Annotated in this window: 17 protein-coding genes and 1 riboswitch; of the genes, 12 read left to right on the forward strand and 5 right to left on the reverse strand. The window is 72.9% G+C overall.

Annotated elements, in window-relative coordinates:
• Positions 1-28: 28 nt before the first annotated feature.
• From ABD333_RS18035 to ABD333_RS18045, 3 genes are all read right to left on the reverse strand, one after another.
• The gene (locus ABD333_RS18035; RefSeq protein ID WP_344542297.1) at positions 29-1,048 is read right to left on the reverse strand and encodes an LLM class F420-dependent oxidoreductase; all 1,020 of its coding nucleotides are present in this window, start codon (positions 1,046-1,048) and stop codon (positions 29-31) included.
• Positions 1,049-1,141: 93 nt separating this feature from the next.
• On the reverse strand, positions 1,142-1,336 hold the full coding sequence (locus tag ABD333_RS18040; RefSeq protein ID WP_344542299.1) for a DUF397 domain-containing protein: 195 nt from the start codon (positions 1,334-1,336) through the stop codon (positions 1,142-1,144).
• Positions 1,333-2,178 carry a helix-turn-helix domain-containing protein gene (locus tag ABD333_RS18045; protein WP_344542300.1) on the reverse strand — a complete coding sequence of 282 codons (846 nt, stop codon included), beginning with the start codon at positions 2,176-2,178 and terminating at the stop codon, positions 1,333-1,335. Before ABD333_RS18045 ends, ABD333_RS18040 begins: the two co-directional genes overlap by 4 nt.
• Positions 2,179-2,364: 186 nt before the next feature.
• Here ABD333_RS18045 and ABD333_RS18050 point away from each other — a divergent pair, with 186 nt between their 5' ends.
• Positions 2,365-2,937, forward strand: coding sequence for an ATP-binding protein (locus ABD333_RS18050; RefSeq protein WP_344542301.1), 573 nt, complete (start codon positions 2,365-2,367; stop codon positions 2,935-2,937).
• A gap of 58 nt (positions 2,938-2,995) precedes the next feature.
• On the opposite strand, the gene ABD333_RS18055 is transcribed toward ABD333_RS18050, so the two are convergent.
• Positions 2,996-3,643, reverse strand: a complete 648-nt coding sequence (locus tag ABD333_RS18055; RefSeq protein ID WP_344542302.1) for a TetR/AcrR family transcriptional regulator — start codon at positions 3,641-3,643, stop codon at positions 2,996-2,998.
• 3 nt (positions 3,644-3,646) lie between these two features.
• Positions 3,647-4,483, reverse strand: coding sequence for an oxygenase MpaB family protein (locus ABD333_RS18060; RefSeq protein ID WP_344542304.1), 837 nt, complete (start codon positions 4,481-4,483; stop codon positions 3,647-3,649).
• A 105-nt stretch (positions 4,484-4,588) separates the two neighbouring features.
• Positions 4,589-4,736: riboswitch (cobalamin riboswitch) on the forward strand.
• A 125-nt stretch (positions 4,737-4,861) separates the two neighbouring features.
• Here ABD333_RS18060 and ABD333_RS18065 point away from each other — a divergent pair.
• The 11 genes from ABD333_RS18065 to ABD333_RS18115 all read left to right on the forward strand — a co-directional run bounded on the left by ABD333_RS18065 (position 4,862) and on the right by ABD333_RS18115 (position 17,219).
• Positions 4,862-6,919: a putative cobaltochelatase gene (locus ABD333_RS18065; RefSeq protein ID WP_344542305.1), complete on the forward strand. Its 2,058-nt coding sequence runs from the start codon at positions 4,862-4,864 to the stop codon at positions 6,917-6,919.
• Between the two features lies 1 nt (position 6,920).
• The gene (gene cobO, locus ABD333_RS18070) at positions 6,921-7,535 is read left to right on the forward strand and encodes a cob(I)yrinic acid a,c-diamide adenosyltransferase (RefSeq protein ID WP_344542306.1); all 615 of its coding nucleotides are present in this window, start codon (positions 6,921-6,923) and stop codon (positions 7,533-7,535) included.
• Positions 7,529-8,890, forward strand: a complete 1,362-nt coding sequence (locus ABD333_RS18075; RefSeq protein WP_344542308.1) for a cobyrinic acid a,c-diamide synthase CobB — start codon at positions 7,529-7,531, stop codon at positions 8,888-8,890. Before cobO ends, ABD333_RS18075 begins: the two co-directional genes overlap by 7 nt.
• Positions 8,887-10,182: a precorrin-2 C(20)-methyltransferase gene (gene cobI / locus ABD333_RS18080; RefSeq protein WP_344542309.1), complete on the forward strand. Its 1,296-nt coding sequence runs from the start codon at positions 8,887-8,889 to the stop codon at positions 10,180-10,182. Before ABD333_RS18075 ends, cobI begins: the two co-directional genes overlap by 4 nt.
• The gene (gene cobM / locus ABD333_RS18085) at positions 10,179-11,021 is read left to right on the forward strand and encodes a precorrin-4 C(11)-methyltransferase (protein WP_344542311.1); all 843 of its coding nucleotides are present in this window, start codon (positions 10,179-10,181) and stop codon (positions 11,019-11,021) included. Before cobI ends, cobM begins: the two co-directional genes overlap by 4 nt.
• A gap of 26 nt (positions 11,022-11,047) precedes the next feature.
• A complete protein-coding gene (locus ABD333_RS18090) occupies positions 11,048-12,325 on the forward strand; it encodes a cobalt-precorrin-5B (C(1))-methyltransferase (protein ID WP_344542312.1) in 1,278 nt (425 codons plus the stop codon).
• A 1-nt stretch (position 12,326) separates the two neighbouring features.
• Positions 12,327-13,634 (forward strand): precorrin-6y C5,15-methyltransferase (decarboxylating) subunit CbiE, encoded by a 1,308-nt coding sequence (gene cbiE, locus ABD333_RS18095; protein WP_344542314.1) that lies wholly within the window; start codon positions 12,327-12,329, stop codon positions 13,632-13,634.
• Between the two features lie 96 nt (positions 13,635-13,730).
• Positions 13,731-15,473, forward strand: a complete 1,743-nt coding sequence (gene cobJ / locus ABD333_RS18100) for a precorrin-3B C(17)-methyltransferase (protein ID WP_344542316.1) — start codon at positions 13,731-13,733, stop codon at positions 15,471-15,473.
• The gene (locus tag ABD333_RS18105) at positions 15,464-15,721 is read left to right on the forward strand and encodes a DUF362 domain-containing protein (RefSeq protein ID WP_344542318.1); all 258 of its coding nucleotides are present in this window, start codon (positions 15,464-15,466) and stop codon (positions 15,719-15,721) included. The genes cobJ and ABD333_RS18105 overlap by 10 nt, the downstream gene beginning before the upstream one ends.
• Complete coding sequence (locus tag ABD333_RS18110) at positions 15,706-16,314, forward strand: precorrin-8X methylmutase (RefSeq protein ID WP_344542320.1); 609 nt, start codon at positions 15,706-15,708, stop codon at positions 16,312-16,314. Before ABD333_RS18105 ends, ABD333_RS18110 begins: the two co-directional genes overlap by 16 nt.
• A complete protein-coding gene (locus ABD333_RS18115; RefSeq protein WP_344542322.1) occupies positions 16,311-17,219 on the forward strand; it encodes a sirohydrochlorin chelatase in 909 nt (302 codons plus the stop codon). Before ABD333_RS18110 ends, ABD333_RS18115 begins: the two co-directional genes overlap by 4 nt.
• The last annotated feature ends 27 nt before the right edge of the window (positions 17,220-17,246 follow it).

A 17,246-nucleotide genomic window follows, 5' to 3' on the forward strand; every position in this document is an offset into this window, starting at 1 on the left:
CGCATCGCTTCCGGCGTCCGCGGCGCCCTCAGGCGTGCACGAGGTCGCGGATGTCGCGCAGCGTGGGCTCGTCCCGGACGCCCGCGATGAGCAGCGTCGTGACCGGGCTGGCGCGCCACAGCCGCAGGCGCTCCTTGATGCGGCCGATCGGGCCGAGCAGCGAGATGGAGTCGGCCAGCTCGTCCGGCACGGCCTTGATCGCCTCGTTCCGGCGGCCGTCCAGGAACAGCCGCTGCACCCGTGCGGCCTGCTCGGCGTAGCCGAGACGGCCGATCATGTCGAGGTGGAAGTTGTGGTCGCGCGCGCCCATCCCGCCGATGTAGAACGCGAGCGGGATCTTGGCGAACTCCAGGGCCGCGTCGAGGTCGTCGCTCACGATGGTGGTGACGGTCGCGGCGATCTCGAAGCCGTCCGGGCGGCCCGCGAGCGACTCGCCGAAGAGCGTGTCGATCTGCCGGGGGTCCACGAACAGCGGCAGCCAGCCCTGGGTGTGCCCGGCGGCGAGCGCGATGTTCTTCGGCCCCTCGGCGCCCAGGTAGACGGGGATCTCCGGGCGTACGGGATGCACGATCGACTTGAGCGGCTTGCCGAGGCCCGCGCCTCCCGGATAGGGCAGCGGGTAGTGCGGGCCCTCGTTCGTCACCGGGCCCTCGCGCCGCCACACCTGCCGGACGATGTCGAGGTATTCGCGGGTGCGGGCGAGCGGCTTGGGGAACGGCACGCCGTACCAGCCCTCCACGACCTGCGGGCCGGACGCGCCCAGCCCCAGGATCACCCGGCCGCCGGACAGGGCGTCGAGGGTGAGCGCGTGCATCGCGGTCGCGGTGGGGGTGCGCGCCGACAGCTGCGCCACGGCGGTGCCCAGCTTGATCCGCGAGGTACGGGCGGCGTACCAGGTCAGCGGGGTGAAGGCGTCCGAGCCGTACGCCTCCGCGGTGAAGACCGAGTCGTAGCCGAGCCGCTCGGCCGCCAGGACGGTCTCGGTCTGGTCGTCGGGGTCGCGCTGCCAGTAGCCGACGTTCACGCCGAGCTTGAGTTCTGCGGTCACGGGTCACCCTCCAGGAAGAGAAAGCACCGGCGATACTAGAACACGTTCTAGTATCGCCGGAAGGGTGGGCCGGACGCGCTCGGCGGATCGTCGCTACGAGATCGTGCCGACGAACCTGGTCCACTCGGTATCCGAGAGGACCATCGCGGGACCGTCCGGGTCCTTGGAGTCGCGGACCGCCCGGCGGCCGCCGGACAGCGCGGCGATCTCGACGCACTGGTCGCCGCTTCCGCTGTGAGAGGACTTGCGCCAGGTGGCGAGGGCGAGTTCGGTGGGAACCTGGTTCACGAGCTGCCGCTCCTTGCTGCCTCGTGGAGGAGGTGTGCGGACTCCTCCGGGGTGAGGGCCAGCGCGGTGACTCGATCGAATCTGGCCCTGTGTTGGGCTATTGCCTCCGAGCTTTCGAGATAAACGTCACCCATAGTGCCCTCTACGTAGGCGATATCAGGGTCGGCGGGGTCCGGGAACGAAAGGATCGTGAAACGCCCGTCCAGTCCGGCGTGCTCACCCGCCGCACGCGGGAGCAAACGGACCGTCACCTGGGGGCGCCGGGAGGCCTCGGCCAGCGATTCGAGCTGCGCCTCCATGACGGCCTTTCCGCCTATCGCGCGGTAGAGGATCGCCTCGTCGAGGATGACGTCCAGACGCGGCGCGCTGGCGCGGTCGAGCAGGGCCTGCCGTGCCTTACGGGCGGCGATGCGGCGCTCGATCTCGGTACGGCTCGGCAATAGCCGTCCCGCGGTGATGACCGCGCGGGCGTAGTCCTCGGTCTGCAACAGGCCGTGAACGAGCTGGGCGTCCCACGAGCAGATCTGGGACGCCTCGTCCTCCAGTGCCACGTAGCTGCCGGCGAAGACGTCCGCGTAGGCGGTCCACCAGCCGCGATGGCCGGCCTCCTTGGCGAGGTTGATGTAGGCGTCGCGATCGGGACTGGGCACGCCGTACAGGTCGAGGATGTCGGCTATGTCGCCGTGCCGTGGCCTGGTCTGCCCCGTCTCCAGGCGTGAGACCGTGGCCCGCGACCAGCCGAGCCGGTCCGCCACGTCCTGCAGGGTGAGTCCCTGCTCGTCCCGCATCCTGCGAAGCTCCCGTGCGAGCCGGCGGCCGCGCACCGTGGGCCGATAGGTCATAAAGGTGAGAGTCCCCTATCCCGACCGTTCAGGACAACGTGATTGGCGAAGCCGGTAAGAGCAATCTTCCGAAGAGAGTTGCGGGGATGAGATTCTCACGCGACGCTGAAAACGTGACCGTTCGGGGACGGAAAGTGACGGAGCAGTACGCGGCTGCGCAATACGCAACGTAACGCGGGAGGACCCGTGAAGGCTTCGCCTGAGTTCACGGACGATGACACCGAGCTGCCCGGCTGGGTCTGGGCGCTCCCACGAGGCCCCGGCTGCGCCGGGTACGCCCGGTCGGTGCTGGCCGAGGCGCTCACCACCTTCGGGGTGGACCGCGCCACGGTCGGCGACGCCCGGCTGATGGTGAGCGAACTGGTGACCAACGCGCACCAGCACGCGGCCGACTACGGCCCCCACGAGCTCTGGCTCTATCTGGGGGAACGGTCGGCCACCCACGTTCCCTCCGCGGGCAGGGCCGATCCGCCGGTCACCCGCGAGGTCCGCTGTGCGGTCTTCGACGGCAACGCCGACGCCCGCCTGCCCGGCTATTCGTGGACGTCCGGCGACTGCGGCCGAGGCCTCAGCATCGTGCGTGAGCTCTCGGAGGGCCGCTGGGGGGTGCTCCACACCGTTTCCCGGCTGGGGCCGCCGGTCCCCGGCAAGGCGGTCTGGTTCGCGGTCCCCGCGCCCTTCGGGGCCGCCACGTTCCTGGACCCGTCCGGGCCGAGACCTACGACAGACGACGCGCCACCCGAGCCCGACGCCGCCTGAGGCGGCGGCCTGGGCTCAGGGGTGCTCGTGCTTGCGCTCAGGTCTGCTCGTGCTTGTTTCAGGTCTGCTCGACGGCGGGCGCGATGTCCCTGACGAGGACGAGCAGCGAACCGGCCAGGAGCGTGTGGACCTGGGCGCGGCTGAGGGTCTTCTCCTGGAGCCACTGGCGGGTCGCCACCTCGGCCAGTCCGGAGTACGTGCGGAGCACGGCGCGCAGTGTGTCGGTGGGCTCGGGAACGTGGAGCACCGCGAGCATGTGCTCGACCGTGAGGTCGCGGGTCTTGTTGACGATGCGCCGGAGCTCGGGGTCCTGGCCGAAGCCCTCCGCGTCGAGGGCGGCGAGCCAGGTGTCGGCGTTGTTCTCGGCGGCGTCCAGGAACAGGCGCACGCACAGGCCGACCGTCTCCTCCAGCGACATCGTGGGGTCGGCGGGCGGCGCCTGGCCCGCGTAGCCGGCCGTGAGGTCGCGCACGACCTCCAGGAAGAGGTCGCGCTTCGTGCCGAAGTAGTAGTGGATCAGGCCGCGCTGGACGCCGGCCTCACGTGCGATCGCGGCGGTGGAGACGTCGGCGTACGGCACTTCCGTGAACATCCGGCGTGCGACACCGAGGATCTGGTCGCGCCGTTCGTCCCGGGGCAGTCGCTGGTAACTCGCTCTGGCGGGACGGCCTGGAGACGGACGTGAAGAGGGAGGCGCCACCCGCACAGCCTATGCGGCCCGGCGCCGGGCCTGCCCGAAGAGCCGAAGGGGCCGCTCACGTGCCACGAGATAGTCGGTTGGGCGGTGCCGTACGGACGTCGGCACGACCTTGGCCGCCGTTCTGTTGGCCCTGATGAGCGAGGCGAACGCGAGGGATCGTGACCGGCTCCACGGGATGTCCAGCTCACGCCGCAGCGGGCGCGGCAGAAGAGCTCCGGCGGCGAGCAGGTTGAGCCGGATGTAGGCGGGGCCGAGCGGCCACGGCATGGGCAGTACGCGGCTCGTGTCGAGCAGCTTGGCCGAGACGGTGGTCGGGCGCAGTTCCTCCCGGACGACCCGGTCGAAGTAAGCGCGGAAGTCCTCGTAGGTAACAGGGCAGTGGCCCTCGGGTACCCCGCACGCGTACGCGATCAGCTTCTGCTCCTGGTAGAAGCGCTCGCGTTCGCCCGCGGGAAGCCTGCCGAACGTGCGCTGGTACAGGTCGAGCCCGTTGTGCACCAGCGTCGCCCAGACCCAGAGCAGGAGGTCGGGGTCCAGTGCCCGGTAGCGGACACCCTCGTCCGAGACGCCGGCGACACGTTCGTGCATGCGGCGCAGCTTGGCCGATTGGCGGGCGGAGATCTCGGGTTCGGCGAAGGACAGCTTGAGCATGATGTCGGCCGTCCGCCACAACCGGGCGAACGGGTCGTTCTCGAAGTCGGAGTACTGCTCCACCCCCGCGGCCACGAGCGGATGCGTCACCTGCAGCAGGAGCGTCGGCGCGGCGCCGAGGCCGAGCACGGGTTCCCGCATGATCGTCCACGAGACGTCGCCCGGCCGGAACGGGAGTCCATCGGTTCGTCGCATGACCTCAGTAGAACACGTTATTGGCACTGCGCCAATAGCCGCGCCGTCCCGCCGCGACTTGGGCGGTCCCCGGGGGTGTGCCATCCTTGGCCTGCGACGGACGCGGAGGAACCCGGTGCGGCCGTGCCGACCTGTCGGCAGGCCAATTCCGGGGCTGTCCCGCAACTGTGACCAGGGGAGTTCCCTCTCCGTGCGCCACGGCGGCAACGCTGGAAGGCTGAGGGGGAGCGATGATCCGGGAGCCAGGAGACTCCGGCCGTCGGACCAGACCACCACGGGCGTGGACACCCGAGGGGAAGGACGATGAGGCATGTCACCCTGCCTGACGCACCGGCACGGCCGGACGGGCCGGACGGGCCGCCACGGCCTGATGCGCCGATGAGCCGCCGTGCGAACGCCGGTGCCCGGTACCCGTTCTCCGCCGTCGTCGGCATGGACGACCTCAAGCTGGCCCTGCTGGTCAACGCGGTCTCGCCGGGCGTGGGCGGCGTCCTGGTCCGCGGCGAGAAGGGCACCGCCAAGTCGACGATCGTCCGCGCCCTCGCCGGGCTGCTGCCGCCGGTGGACGTCGTGCCCGGCTGCCGCTTCTCGTGCGACCCGGCCGATCCCGATCCGGAGTGCCCCGACGGCGCGCACGCAGGCGGCGCGCATGCCGGCGGTCCGGTGCCGGAGGCCCGGCCCGCGCGGTTGGTCGAGCTGCCGGTCGGCGCGTCGGAGGACCGGCTCACCGGCTCCCTCGACATCGAACGGGCCCTGACCGAGGGCGTGAAGGCCTTCGAGCCCGGGCTCCTGGCGGCAGCGCACCGCGGCGTGCTCTATGTCGACGAGGTCAACCTGCTGCACGACCACCTGGTCGATCTGCTCCTCGACGCCGCCGCGATGGGCGAGTCGTACGTCGAGCGCGAGGGCGTCTCCGTGCGGCACGCGGCACGGTTCCTCCTCGTCGGCACCATGAACCCGGAGGAGGGCGAGCTGCGGCCACAGCTGCTCGACCGGTTCGGGCTGACGGTGGAGGTGGCGGCCACGCGCGATCCCGAGGAGCGCGCCGAGGTCGTCCGCCGCCGGTTGCGGTTCGAGGACGACCCGGCGGGTTTCGCCGCGGGCTGGGCCGAGGCCGAGGCGGAACTGGCCGGGCGGATCGCCGCCGCGCGGGGGAGGCTCGCGGGGGTCGTGCTGACCGACGCGGCCCTCCGCCAGATCACGGCCGTGTGCGCCGCGTTCGAGGTGGACGGCCTGCGCGCCGACCTCGTGACCGCGCGCGCCGCGATCGCGCTGGCCGCCTGGCACGACCGGACCGAGGTCACCTCCGAGGACGTGCGGACGGCCGCGCGTCTCGCCCTGCCGCACCGCCGCCGCCGCGACCCGTTCGACGCCCCCGGCCTGGACCGGCAGAAGCTCGACGACGTCCTCGATGAGCACGATGAGCAGGACGAGCCTGAGCCACCGGATGATGACCCCGGCGGGCCGGGCGGCGCGCCGCCTCCCGAGGACGGTGACGGACCCTCCCCGGCGCAGGCGTCCGACGGCGAGCATGAGCAACGGCCGGCGGACGGACAGGCTCCGGCGGCGAACGAGCCCGCTCCGGCAGCGAACGAGTCCGAGCCCGCGCCCGCTGACGCCGCGTACAAGCCCCGGCTCTTCACCGTTCCGGGGACGGGCATGGGCGCGCCAGGCCGCCGTTCCAAGGCACGGAGTCCGTACGGCCGTGTGTCAGGCGCCCAGCCCGGATCACGCGGCCTGCACCTGGCCGCGACCCTGCGCGCCGCCGCGCCGCACCAGCGCGCCCGTGGCCGCAGCGGTCCCGGGCTCGTCGTCAGGGCCGGTGACCTGCGTGAGGCGGTACGGGACGGGCGCGAGGGCAATCTGGTGCTGTTCGTCGTGGACGCGAGCGGCTCGATGGCGGCGCGGCAGCGGATGCGCGCGGTCAAGGGCGCGGTCCTGAGCCTGCTGCTGGACGCCTACCAGCGGCGTGACAAGGTCGGGCTCATCACGTTCCGGGGAACCGGCGCCGAGCTGGCGCTGCCGCCGACCTCGTCGGTCGAGGCCGGCGCACGGCGGCTGGAACGGCTCCCGACCGGCGGCCGTACCCCGCTGGCCGCCGGGCTCCTGCGCGCCGCGGAGGTGCTGCGCGTCGAGCGGCTGCGCGATCCGGCGCGCCGCCCGCTGCTCGTGGTCGTGACCGACGGCCGCGCCACCCACGGGCCCGATCCGGCGGCCGTCGCCGGACCGCTCAACGGCGTGGCGTCGGTCGTGGTGGACTGCGAGTCCGGACCGGTACGGCTCGGCCTGTCGGGGCGGCTGGCCGGTCACCTCGGCGCCGAGGTCGTCCGGCTGGACGAGCTGGCCGCGGACTCGCTCGCCGGTGTCGTCCGTTCGGCACGGAGGGCGGCGCCGCCCGACGCGGGATGGCGGACGGGCAAGGAAAGGACTGCGTGAGATGCCGCAGGGCAAGCCGGAGTACGTACCGGACGACGGGTTGACGACGCGCGAGCGCCGCAACCGGCCGCTGGTGATCGTCCACACCGGTCCGGGCAAGGGCAAGTCGACCGCCGCGTTCGGGCTGGCGCTGCGCGCCTGGAACCAGGGCTGGCCCGTCGGGGTGTTCCAGTTCGTCAAGTCGGCCAAGTGGCGCATCGGTGAAGAGAAGGCGCTGCACGGGCTCGACAGGATCTTTCGTGAGACGGGCGAGGGCGGCCCGGTGACCTGGAACAAGATGGGCGAGGGCTGGTCGTGGATCCAGCGGCCGGGGACGGAGGAGGACCACGAGGCCGACGCCCGCGAGGGCTGGGAGCAGATCAAGCGTGATCTGGCGGCCGAGACCTACCGGTTCTATGTGCTGGACGAGTTCACCTATCCCATGAAGTGGGGCTGGGTGGACGTCGAGGACGTCATCGCGGCCCTGCGGGCTCGGCCGGGCGCGCAGCACGTCGTCATCACCGGCCGGGACGCGGACCCGCGGCTGGTGGAGTTCGCCGATCTCGTGACGGAGATGGGCAAGGTGAAGCACCCCATGGACCGTGGCCAGAAGGGCCAGAAGGGCATCGAGTGGTGACCGTTCCCCGTGTCGCCGTGGCCGCGCCCGCGTCCGGGAGCGGCAAGACGACCGTGGCCACCGGGCTCATGGCGGCCTTCGCGGCGCGCGGCCTGGCGGTCTCGCCGCACAAGGTCGGGCCGGACTACATCGATCCCGGCTACCATGCGCTCGCCACGGGCCGTCCCGGCCGCAACCTCGATCCGTGGCTGACGTCGGAGGACCTGATCGCGCCTCTCTTCCGGCACGGTGCCGCCGCCTGCGACGTGGCCGTGATCGAGGGTGTCATGGGCCTGTACGACGGTGCGTCGGGCGCCGGTGACTTCGCCTCGACCGCGCATGTGGCGAGGCTGATCGACGCGCCGGTGATCCTCGTCGTGGACGCGGCGGCCGCGGGGCGTTCGGTGGCGGCGACCGTGCACGGCTTCCGCTCGTACGGCGAGAAGGTGCGGCTGGGCGGCGTGATCCTCAACCGGATCGGGTCGGACGGCCACGAACGCCTGTGCCGCGAGGCCGTCGAGGAGCTCGGCGTCCCCGTGCTGGGCGCGCTCCGCAGGCATGACGACATCGCCAAGCCGTCCCGCCATCTCGGGCTCGTCCCGGTCGCCGAGCGCAGCGCCGAGGCCGTGGCCACCGTCGAACGCCTGGGCGCGCTCATCGCCGCGTCGTGTGACCTGGACGCGATCCTGGCACTGGCGCGCAGCGCCCCGGCGTTGTCCGCCGAGCCCTGGTCGCCCGCCGCGCCCGCCGCGCCCGACCCGGCCGCCGCTACGGGCACGGGCGCGGCTGCGGCAGTGCGGGTGGCGGTGGCGGGCGGCTCGGCGTTCACGTTCGGGTACGCCGAGAACGAGGAGCTGCTCGCGGCGGCGGGAGCCGAGGTCGTCCGCTTCGATCCGCTGCGCGACGAACACCTGCCCGAGGGAACGCGGGGCATCGTGATCGGCGGCGGCTTCCCCGAGGTGTACGCGGCGGAGCTGTCGGCCAACGAGCCGCTCCGCAAGGAGGTCGCCGCGTTCGCAGGCCCGGTCTACGCCGAGTGCGCCGGTCTGCTCTACCTGGCCCGCGAGCTCGACGGCAAGCCGATGTGCGGCGTGCTGGCGGACGTGACCGCGACCATGGCCGAACGGCTGACGCTCGGCTACCGCGCCGCCGTGGCGGTGTCCGACTCCGTCGTGGCCCGTGCGGGCGAACGAGTGCACGGGCACGAGTTCCACCGGACCGTGACCGACCCGGCGCACGGTACGACGGCCGCCTGGCAGTGGTCCACCGACGGCCCGGCGGGCTTCGTCCAGGGCAGATGCGTCGCCTCGTACCTGCACCTGCACTGGGCCGGAGCGCCCGGCTTCGCACGCCGATTCACGGAGGCCTGCCGATGAGCGAGAGCACGTTTCGCGGCCCCGTCCTGCTGCGCGGCGAACGGGTCGAGCTGAGGCCGTTCTCGATCGACGACGGCGCCGCGCTCATAGAGATCATCCGCGCCGGAGAGGACTTCCTCCCGGACAACTTCCCGCGCGAGCTCGACGCCGAACGGCTGGCCTGGTGGCTGAACACCGGCGTCCACCAGCCGCAGCGCTACGGCCTCGCGATCCACCTCGCGGTGCTCGACCGCGAGAGCGGCGCCTTCGCCGGCACCATCGGGCTCTTCCGGGTGGACTGGTCACAGCTGACCTGTGAGGTCGGCTACGGCATGCGCCCGGGAGCGCGCGGCCGCGGTCACGCGACCGAGGCGCTCCAGCTGATCTCCGAGTGGGCGCTGCGTGAGTGCGGCCTGCACCGCGTCGAGCTCCGCGCCATGACGAGCAACCACGCCTCGGTCCGCGTCGCGGAGAAGGCGGGCTACGTCCGGGAGGGCGTCGCGCGAGGCGGAGAACGCGCCGGCGGCGTCAACCACGACCAGATCGTCTTCAGCCTCCTCGCCACCGACCTCGACCGGTCCGACGCCGGGGCGCCGAGGCTGGTCGGGATCGGGGTCGGCCCGGGTGACCCGGAGCTGGTGACCGCGAAGGCCGTCCGGATGCTGCGGGAGGCCGACGTCGTGCTGGTGCCGGTCATGGCGCTGGACGAGGAGGGCCGCGCCGAGTCGGTCGTCCGCGCGTACACGGGCAAGGCCGAACGCGTCGTCTTCGCGCTGAACGACCGGGGCGGCGTGACCGGGAGACGCGCCGCCGCGTGGGACGGCGCCGCCGAACGGGTCGTACGGGCGTTCGGGGAAGGCGCGCGCACGGTCGCCTTCGCCACGATCGGCGATCCCAACGTGTACTCGACGTTCACCTACCTGGCGCAGACCGTCCGCGAGCGCCGCCCGGACACGGTCGTGGAGACCGTGCCCGGGATCACCGCGATGCAGGATCTGGCCGCGCGTTCCGGCACCGTCCTCACCGAGGGCGCCGAGTCGCTCGCGCTGGTGCCTCTGACGGGCGGGGCGGCGGGTCTGCGTACCGCGCTGGATGCGGCTGACACGGTCGTCGCCTACAAGTTCGGCTCGGTGGCGGCGGAGGTCGTCGAGGTGCTCAAGGACGCGGGACGGCTGGAGGAAGCGGTGTACGGGGCGCGGCTCGGCCTGGCAGGCGAGGACGTGCGTCCCGCCCGGGAGATCACCGGGGCCGTGCCCTACCTCTCGACCCTGATCGTGCCGGGTCGCCGCACGACGCGAGGAGGCAAGCTGTGACGGAGACGGAAGCCGGCACCGTGACGGGCGCCGGGGCCGGTCGCGTGCTGTTCGTGGGCGCCGGGCCGGGTGCCGCCGACCTGCTGACGTTCCGGGCGGCGAAGGCGATCGGCGAAGCCGACGTGGTGATCTGGGCGGCGAGCCTGGTGCACCCCGACGTGCTCCAGCACGCCCGCGCGGACGCGGAGATCGTCGACTCGGCCCGGCTGCCGATGGAGGGCGTGCTGCCGTACTACGAACGCGCGGTCGCCGAGGGACTGACCATCGCGCGCATCCACTCGGGCGACCCGGCGCTGTGGGGCGCGTTGCAGGAGCAGCTCGACCGGTGCCTCGACCTGGGCCTGGACGTCGAGGTCGTGCCGGGTGTCTCCAGCTTCAGCGCGGTCGCGGCGGCGGTCGGACGGGAGCTGACGATCCCCGAGGTGGCGCAGTCGGTCGTCCTCACCCGGCTCGGCGGCGGCAAGACGCCCATGCCCCCGGGCGAGGAGGTCCGCGAGTTCGCCCGGCACGGCACGACGATGGCGCTCTTCCTGTCGGCGGCACGTTCGGGCCAGCTCCAGGAGGAACTCCTCGACGGCGGCTACCCCGAAGACACCCCGTGCGTCGTCGCGTACCAGTGCACGTGGCCGGACGAGCTGATCGTGCGCTGTGCCCTCGGCGAGCTGGCGGAGACCGTGAAGACGCACAAGCTGTGGAAGCACACGCTCGTCCTGGTGGGTCCGGCTCTGGCGGCGGGCGGCACGCGGTCGCATCTCTATCACCCGGGTCACTTCCACGGTTTCCGGCGTGCCGAGCCCGCGGCGCGCCGCGGCCTCCGCGAAGCTCGTCGCTCTTCTTGACGGCGCGACGAGGAAGCGAGCACCAGATGGCCGAAGATCCCCAGAACACCGGCGAGTCCCAGAACACCGGCGAGTCCCAGAACACCGGCGAGCCCCCGCGCACTGCCGAGACACCGCTGCGCGAGCCCGATCTGCCGCGCACGATGAAGGTGCGGGAGAAGGCCCTGCGCACCGGCTGGACGACCGGCTCCTGCGCGTCGGCGGCGGCCAAGGCCGCCGCGCTGCTGCTGCGCGGCGAGGACCTGCCGGGGTACGTGGAGATCGCGCTGCCGTCGGGCAACCGCGTGACGTTCAAGGTCGAGGAGACGGTCGTGGACACCCGGGGCGACCGCGCGCGGGCCGTGGTCGTCAAGGACGCGGGCGACGACCCCGACGTCACGCACGGCGCGCACATCACGGCCGACGTGCGGTGGCGGGACGAGCCGGGGCTGGAGCTGGACGGCGGCGAGGGCGTCGGGGTCGTGACCAGGCCGGGTCTCGGCCTGGAGCTCGGCGGCCCCGCCATCAACCCGGTGCCGCGCAAGATGATCACGCATGCGGTCGCCGAGGCCGTCTTCGAGGAGCCGCTCGCCGAGACGCCGGAGGCCGCGGACGTCACCGACCCGGCGACGGGGCGCGGCCTGCGGGTCGTCATCTCGGTGCCCGGCGGCGAGGTCATGGCGCGCAAGACCACCAACAAGCGGCTGGGCATCCTCGGCGGCATCTCGATCCTCGGCACCACCGGCATCGTCCGGCCGTTCTCCACCGCGTCGTGGCGTGCCAGTGTGGAGCAGGCGGTGTCGGTCATGGCGGCGCAGGGCGAGACGACGCTCGTGCTGTGCACCGGCGGCCGTACGGAGAAGGGCGCCATGAAGATGTTGCCCAAGCTTCCCGACGTGTGCTTCGTCGAGGTCGGCGACTTCACCGGCGCGGCGCTGCGCCGCGCGGTCGAGCACGGCCTGCGGCAGGTCGTCTTCGTCGGCATGGCGGGCAAGCTGACCAAGCTCGCCGCGGGCGTGCTGATGACGCACTACACCCGTTCCAAGGTCAACACCGAGCTGCTCGGCGAGATCACCACCGACATGGGCGGCTCCGCCGAGCTCGCGGCCGAGGTGGCCCGCGCCAACACCGCGCGCCACGCGTACGAGCTGTGGGAGGCCGCGGGCGTCCTCGGCCCCTGCGGACGCGAGCTGTGCCGCCGCGTCGCGGGCGTGCTGGAGCGGTTCGCGGCGCAGGAGGCGGGCGGCGAGCTGGCCGCGCAGGTCGTGCTCGTCGACTTCACCGGCGAGCGCATGGTCGGCATGTACGGCCGGATGGCGCGCTGACATGATCACGGTGGTCGGGTACGACGGGACGCCCCTCGCGGGCGCGGCGCGCGAACGCCTCGCGCGGGCGGTGCTGGTCGTGGGCGGTGCGCGGCATCTGGACGCCGTGCGCGCCGACGACGCCGTGCCGCCGGACGCCCGGACCATCGTGATGGGCAACGTGACGGCCGCCCTCGACGAGATCGACGCGGTGACCCAAGGTGACGCGGTGGACGGCGGCGTGGTGGTCTTGGCGAGCGGCGATCCGGGCTTCTTCGGGATCGTGCGGGCGCTGCGCGAGCGCGGGCACACGCCGCTGGTGATCCCGGCGGTGTCGTCGGTGGCGCAGGCGTTCGCACGGGCCGGGCTGCCCTGGGACGACGCGGTGGTGGTGTCCGCGCACGGGCGCGAGCTGCGGCGGGCCGTGAACGTGTGCCGTGCGTTCCCGAAGGTGGCGGTGTTGACCGCGCCGGGGTCGGGGCCGGCCGAGCTGGCGCGGGAGCTGTTCCCGCAGACGCCGCGCTCGTTCGTCGTCTGCGAGGACCTGGGCGGTCCGGACGAGCGGGTGGTGCACGTCCGGCCCGCGGAGGCCTCGACGCGGCCCTGGCGCGACCCGAACGTGGTGCTCGTGCTCGACTCCCGGCGGGCCGTCGGCGAGCGCGGCTGGCTCGCGGGCCCGCCTGCCGGGCCGGTGGGCTGGGGCCTTCCCGAGGAGGCGTTCGGGCACCGCGCCTCGCTCATCACCAAGCCGGAGGTGCGTGCGCTCGCGCTGGCGAAGCTGGGCCCACGGGTCGGTGACCTGGTGTGGGACGTGGGCGCGGGGAGCGGTTCGGTGGCCATCGAATGTGCCCGCTTCGGCGCCGCCGTCGTCGCGCTCGAACGGGATGAAGCGTTGTGCGAGCTCATACGTGCCAACGTGCGCGCCTACGGGCTCAAGGTCGCGGTTTCGCGGGGCGAGGCACCCGGCGCCCTTGACCACCTGCCGGAGCCGGACGCGGTCTTCGTGGGCGGCGGCGGCCCGGAGGTCGTCCGGGCGTGCGCCGCGCGGGCCCTGCGGTCCGTGGTGGTCGCCCTGATCGCGGTGGAACGGGTGCGCCCGACGCTGGACGCCCTGCGCGCCGAGGGGCTCGTCGCCGACGCCGTTCATCTACAGGCGAGCCGGCTCACGCCGATGCCGGGCGACGTGCACCGCTTCGCGGCCACGAACCCGGTCTACCTGGTGTGGGGCGTACGCGAGGAACCGCCGCACCCGGTCACGCGGCGGCAGCCGGAGGAACGGCCGGCGGAGATCGCTCCGCTGCCCGGAGAGACCGTGGAGGACGCCGAGTGAGCAGGGCGGGTGCCGAGTGAGCAGAGTGGACGCCGAGTGAGCAGGGCGGGTGCCGAGTGAGCAGAGTGGACGCCGAGTGAGCAGGGTGGGTGCCGGGTGATCGGGGTTGTCGCGGCCACCGCGAGCGGCCGCACGGCGGCGGCGACGCTGGCCGGGGTGTGGCCGGACGAGGTGCGGCTGTTCACTGAGGGCAAGGTGGCCGACGGCCTGCGCGAGGCGTGGGAGAGCTGCGACGCGATCGTGAGCTTCCTCGCGGTGGGCGCGACCGTCCGGGTGCTGGCCCCCCTCTTGGGTCACAAGACCGCCGACCCGGCCGTGGTGTGCGTGGACGAGAGCATGCGGTACGCGGTGGCGGTGCTCGGCGGCCACCACGGCGCGAACGTGCTGGCCAGACGGCTCACGGGCGTGCTCGGGTGCGAACCCGTCGTCACGACCGCCAGCGACCGGAGCAACGTCACGCCGCTCGACTCGTACGGCGCCGACCTGGGCTTCACCGTCCACAACCGGCAGCTGCTCGCGCACGTCGGCGCGGCCGTCCTGTCGGGCGAGCCTGTGCTGATCGAGGGTGCGGAGGGCTGGCCGCTGCCCGCGCTGCCGCCGAACGTGCGCCCGGACGCGGAGGCCTCCGCCGGAATCCTCGTCACGGACACGGCGGAGCTCAGCTGCATGTGCCACCAGGGCTGGTTCGGCAACCGGCTGGTCTACCGGCCGCCGTCGCTGGTCGTCGGGGTCGGATCGGCGCGCGGAGTGCCGGCGGACGAGGTCTCGCGGCTGATCGACGAGACGCTGGGAGAGGCGGGGCTCGTGCCGGAGTCGGTGCGGTGCGTGGCGACCGTGGACCTCAAAGCCGGCGAGGAGGGCATCCTGGCGGCGGCGCGGGCGCGCGGCTGGGAGGTGATCACCTTCCCGGCGGACGTGCTCGCGCACGTCGACGTGCCCAACCCCTCCGAGATGGTGCGCGCGGAAGTGGGGACGCCGAGCGTCGCGGAGGCGTCCGCGCTGCACGCCGCCCGCTCGTTCGGGCGTAGCGCCGAGCTCGTCGCCGAGAAGCGCAAGTCGCCGAACGCCACGGTCGCGGTCGCGCGGCTCGCCCCGAAGGGACGGCTGAGCATCGTCGGGCTCGGGCCGGGCGCGCGTGACCTGGTCACGCCGCGGGCGGAGGAGACGCTGCGGCGGGCGTCCGTCGTCGTCGGGCTCGACCAGTACGTGGATCAGGTGCGCGACCTGCTGCGCCCGGGAACGCGCGTCTTGGACAGCGGCCTCGGCCAGGAGGAGGAACGGGCCCGTACCGCCGTCGAGGAGGCACGACGCGGGCACGCGGTCGCGCTGATCGGGTCGGGTGACGCCGGGGTCTACGCGATGGCGAGCCCGGCGCTGGAGATGCTCGCCGCCTCGGACGGCGTCGAGGCCGTCGAGGTCGAAGGGGTACCGGGGATCACTGCGGCGGTCGCGGCGTCCGGCCTGCTGGGCGCGCCCCTCGGCCATGATCACGCCTATGTCTCGCTGTCCGACCTGCACACCCCCTGGGAGATCATCGAACGCCGGGTACGAGCCGCCGCCGAGGGCGACTTCACGGTGTGCTTCTACAACCCCCGCAGCAAGGCCCGGGACTGGCAACTGCCCAAGGCACTGGGCATCCTCGCCGAGCACCGGCCGCCCGGGACGCCCGTGGGCCTGGTGCGCAACGCCTCACGCCCGGACGAGACGGTGACGCTGAGCACGCTCGCCGAAGTCGACCCGGCGCAGGTGGACATGTTCACGGTGGTCCTGGTCGGATCGAGCGTCAGCCGTACGGTGGCCGGGCGCTTTGTCACCCCGCGGGGGTATCGATGGGCATAGTCTCCGAGGTCCGTCCCCATCTCAGAGTGATCGTCACCGACCGGTGCCAGGGGTGCGGCGCGTGCCTGCTCACGTGCCCCGAACACGCGATCCGCCCGCACGGGCGGCCGCTGCTGGTCCTCGACGAGCTGTGCACCGGCTGCGGGGAGTGCATCGAGGTGTGCCCCGTCGACGCCATCGACGAGCATCCGGGCACGATCGAGGAGAGCCCATGCGTGACCGAGGAGAACCCATGCGCGACCAGATGACCGTTCGCCAGCCCCACCCGATCGAGGTGCGGTCGTACGAGATCCTGCGGTCGCGCGTGGACCTGTCGCCGATGCCGCCGCTGTGGCGCGCGGTCGCCGAACGGGTGATCCACTCCAGTGCCGACCTGGAGTACGCCGTGGACCTGGTGACCACCGAGGAGGCGCTGCGCCAGGGCTGGACGGCCCTGGTCCAGGGCGCCCCGATCGTCACCGACGTCGAGATGGTCGCGGCCGGGATCACCGCCCGCCAGACGCTCTGCCACGTGAGCGACCCCGCGGCTGCCAGGCTGGCCCGCGCCGCGGGGATCACCCGTTCCGCCGCGGCCGTCCGGCTGTCGTACTCCGAGGTCGGCCCCGGCGCGGTCTGGGTGGTGGGCTGCGCCCCGACGGCGCTGTTCGAGCTGATCCAGCAGAAGGTGCGGCCGGCGCTGGTCATCGGGCTGCCGGTCGGTTTCGTGGACGCCGCGGAGTCCAAGGAGGCGCTGCGCGCCAGCGGGCTGCCGCAGCTCAGCAACTACTCCGAGAAGGGCGGGTCGGCGGTCGCCGCGGCCGCCTGCAACGCGTTGCTCTACTACGAGGGAGACCAACGGTGAAGCCGCCATTGCTGGTGGTCGGGCACGGCACCCGCGACGAGGCGGGGGTGGCCGAGTTCGGCGGGTTCGTGGCGCGGCTGCGCGACCGGATGCCCGTCCACGTGGCGGGAGGCTTCATCGAACTGTCGCGCCCGCCGCTGACCGAGGCGGTGGCGGAGCTGTACGCGGCAGGGCACCGGCGGGTCGCCGCCGTGCCGCTGGTGCTCGTCGCGGCCGGGCACGGCAAGGGCGACATGCCGGGGGCGATGTCCCGTGAGCTCGTACGGCACGCGGGCCTCTCGTACACCTACGGCCGGCCGCTGGGCCCGCATCCCACCCTGCTCAGGTTGCTGGAGGAACGGCTCGCCGCGGCCCTCGGGGACGAGCCCGGTAAGGGGACGGCGGTCCTGCTGGTGGGGCGTGGCTCCACCGACCCGGACGCGAACGCCGAGGTCCACAAGGTGGCGCGGCTGTTCTGGGAAGGGCGCGGCGCGTCCGGCGCCGATCAAGGTCTCGGCCTGGCGGCCGTCGAGCCGGCGTTCATCTCGCTGGCCGGGCCGACCGTTGCGCAAGGCCTCGACAGGCTCCGCCGGCTGGGCGCCCGCCGGATCGTGGTGCTGCCGTACTTCCTGTTCTCGGGCGTCCTCCCCGATCGCGTAGTCGCGGAGGCCCGCGCCTATGCGGGCGATCATCGTGAGCTGGACGTGCGCTGCGCCGAGGTGATCGGCGACTGCGACGGGCTGGCCGGCCTCGTGGCCGAACGGTACGAGGAGGCGCTCGCGGGCGACATCCGGATGAACTGCGACACCTGCGTCTACCGGATCGCGATGCCCGGATTCGAGGAGCGCGTGGGGGCTCCGCAGCTCCCGCACCACCACCCCGACGACCCCGTGGGGCATGGTCACGGGCACGCTCATGCACACTGATCCGTTGTACGTCCTAGCGCCCGAACC

The sequence above is a fragment of the Actinomadura fulvescens genome, assembly GCF_039533225.1.
In the GTDB taxonomy this organism is placed as follows: domain Bacteria; phylum Actinomycetota; class Actinomycetes; order Streptosporangiales; family Streptosporangiaceae; genus Spirillospora; species Spirillospora fulvescens.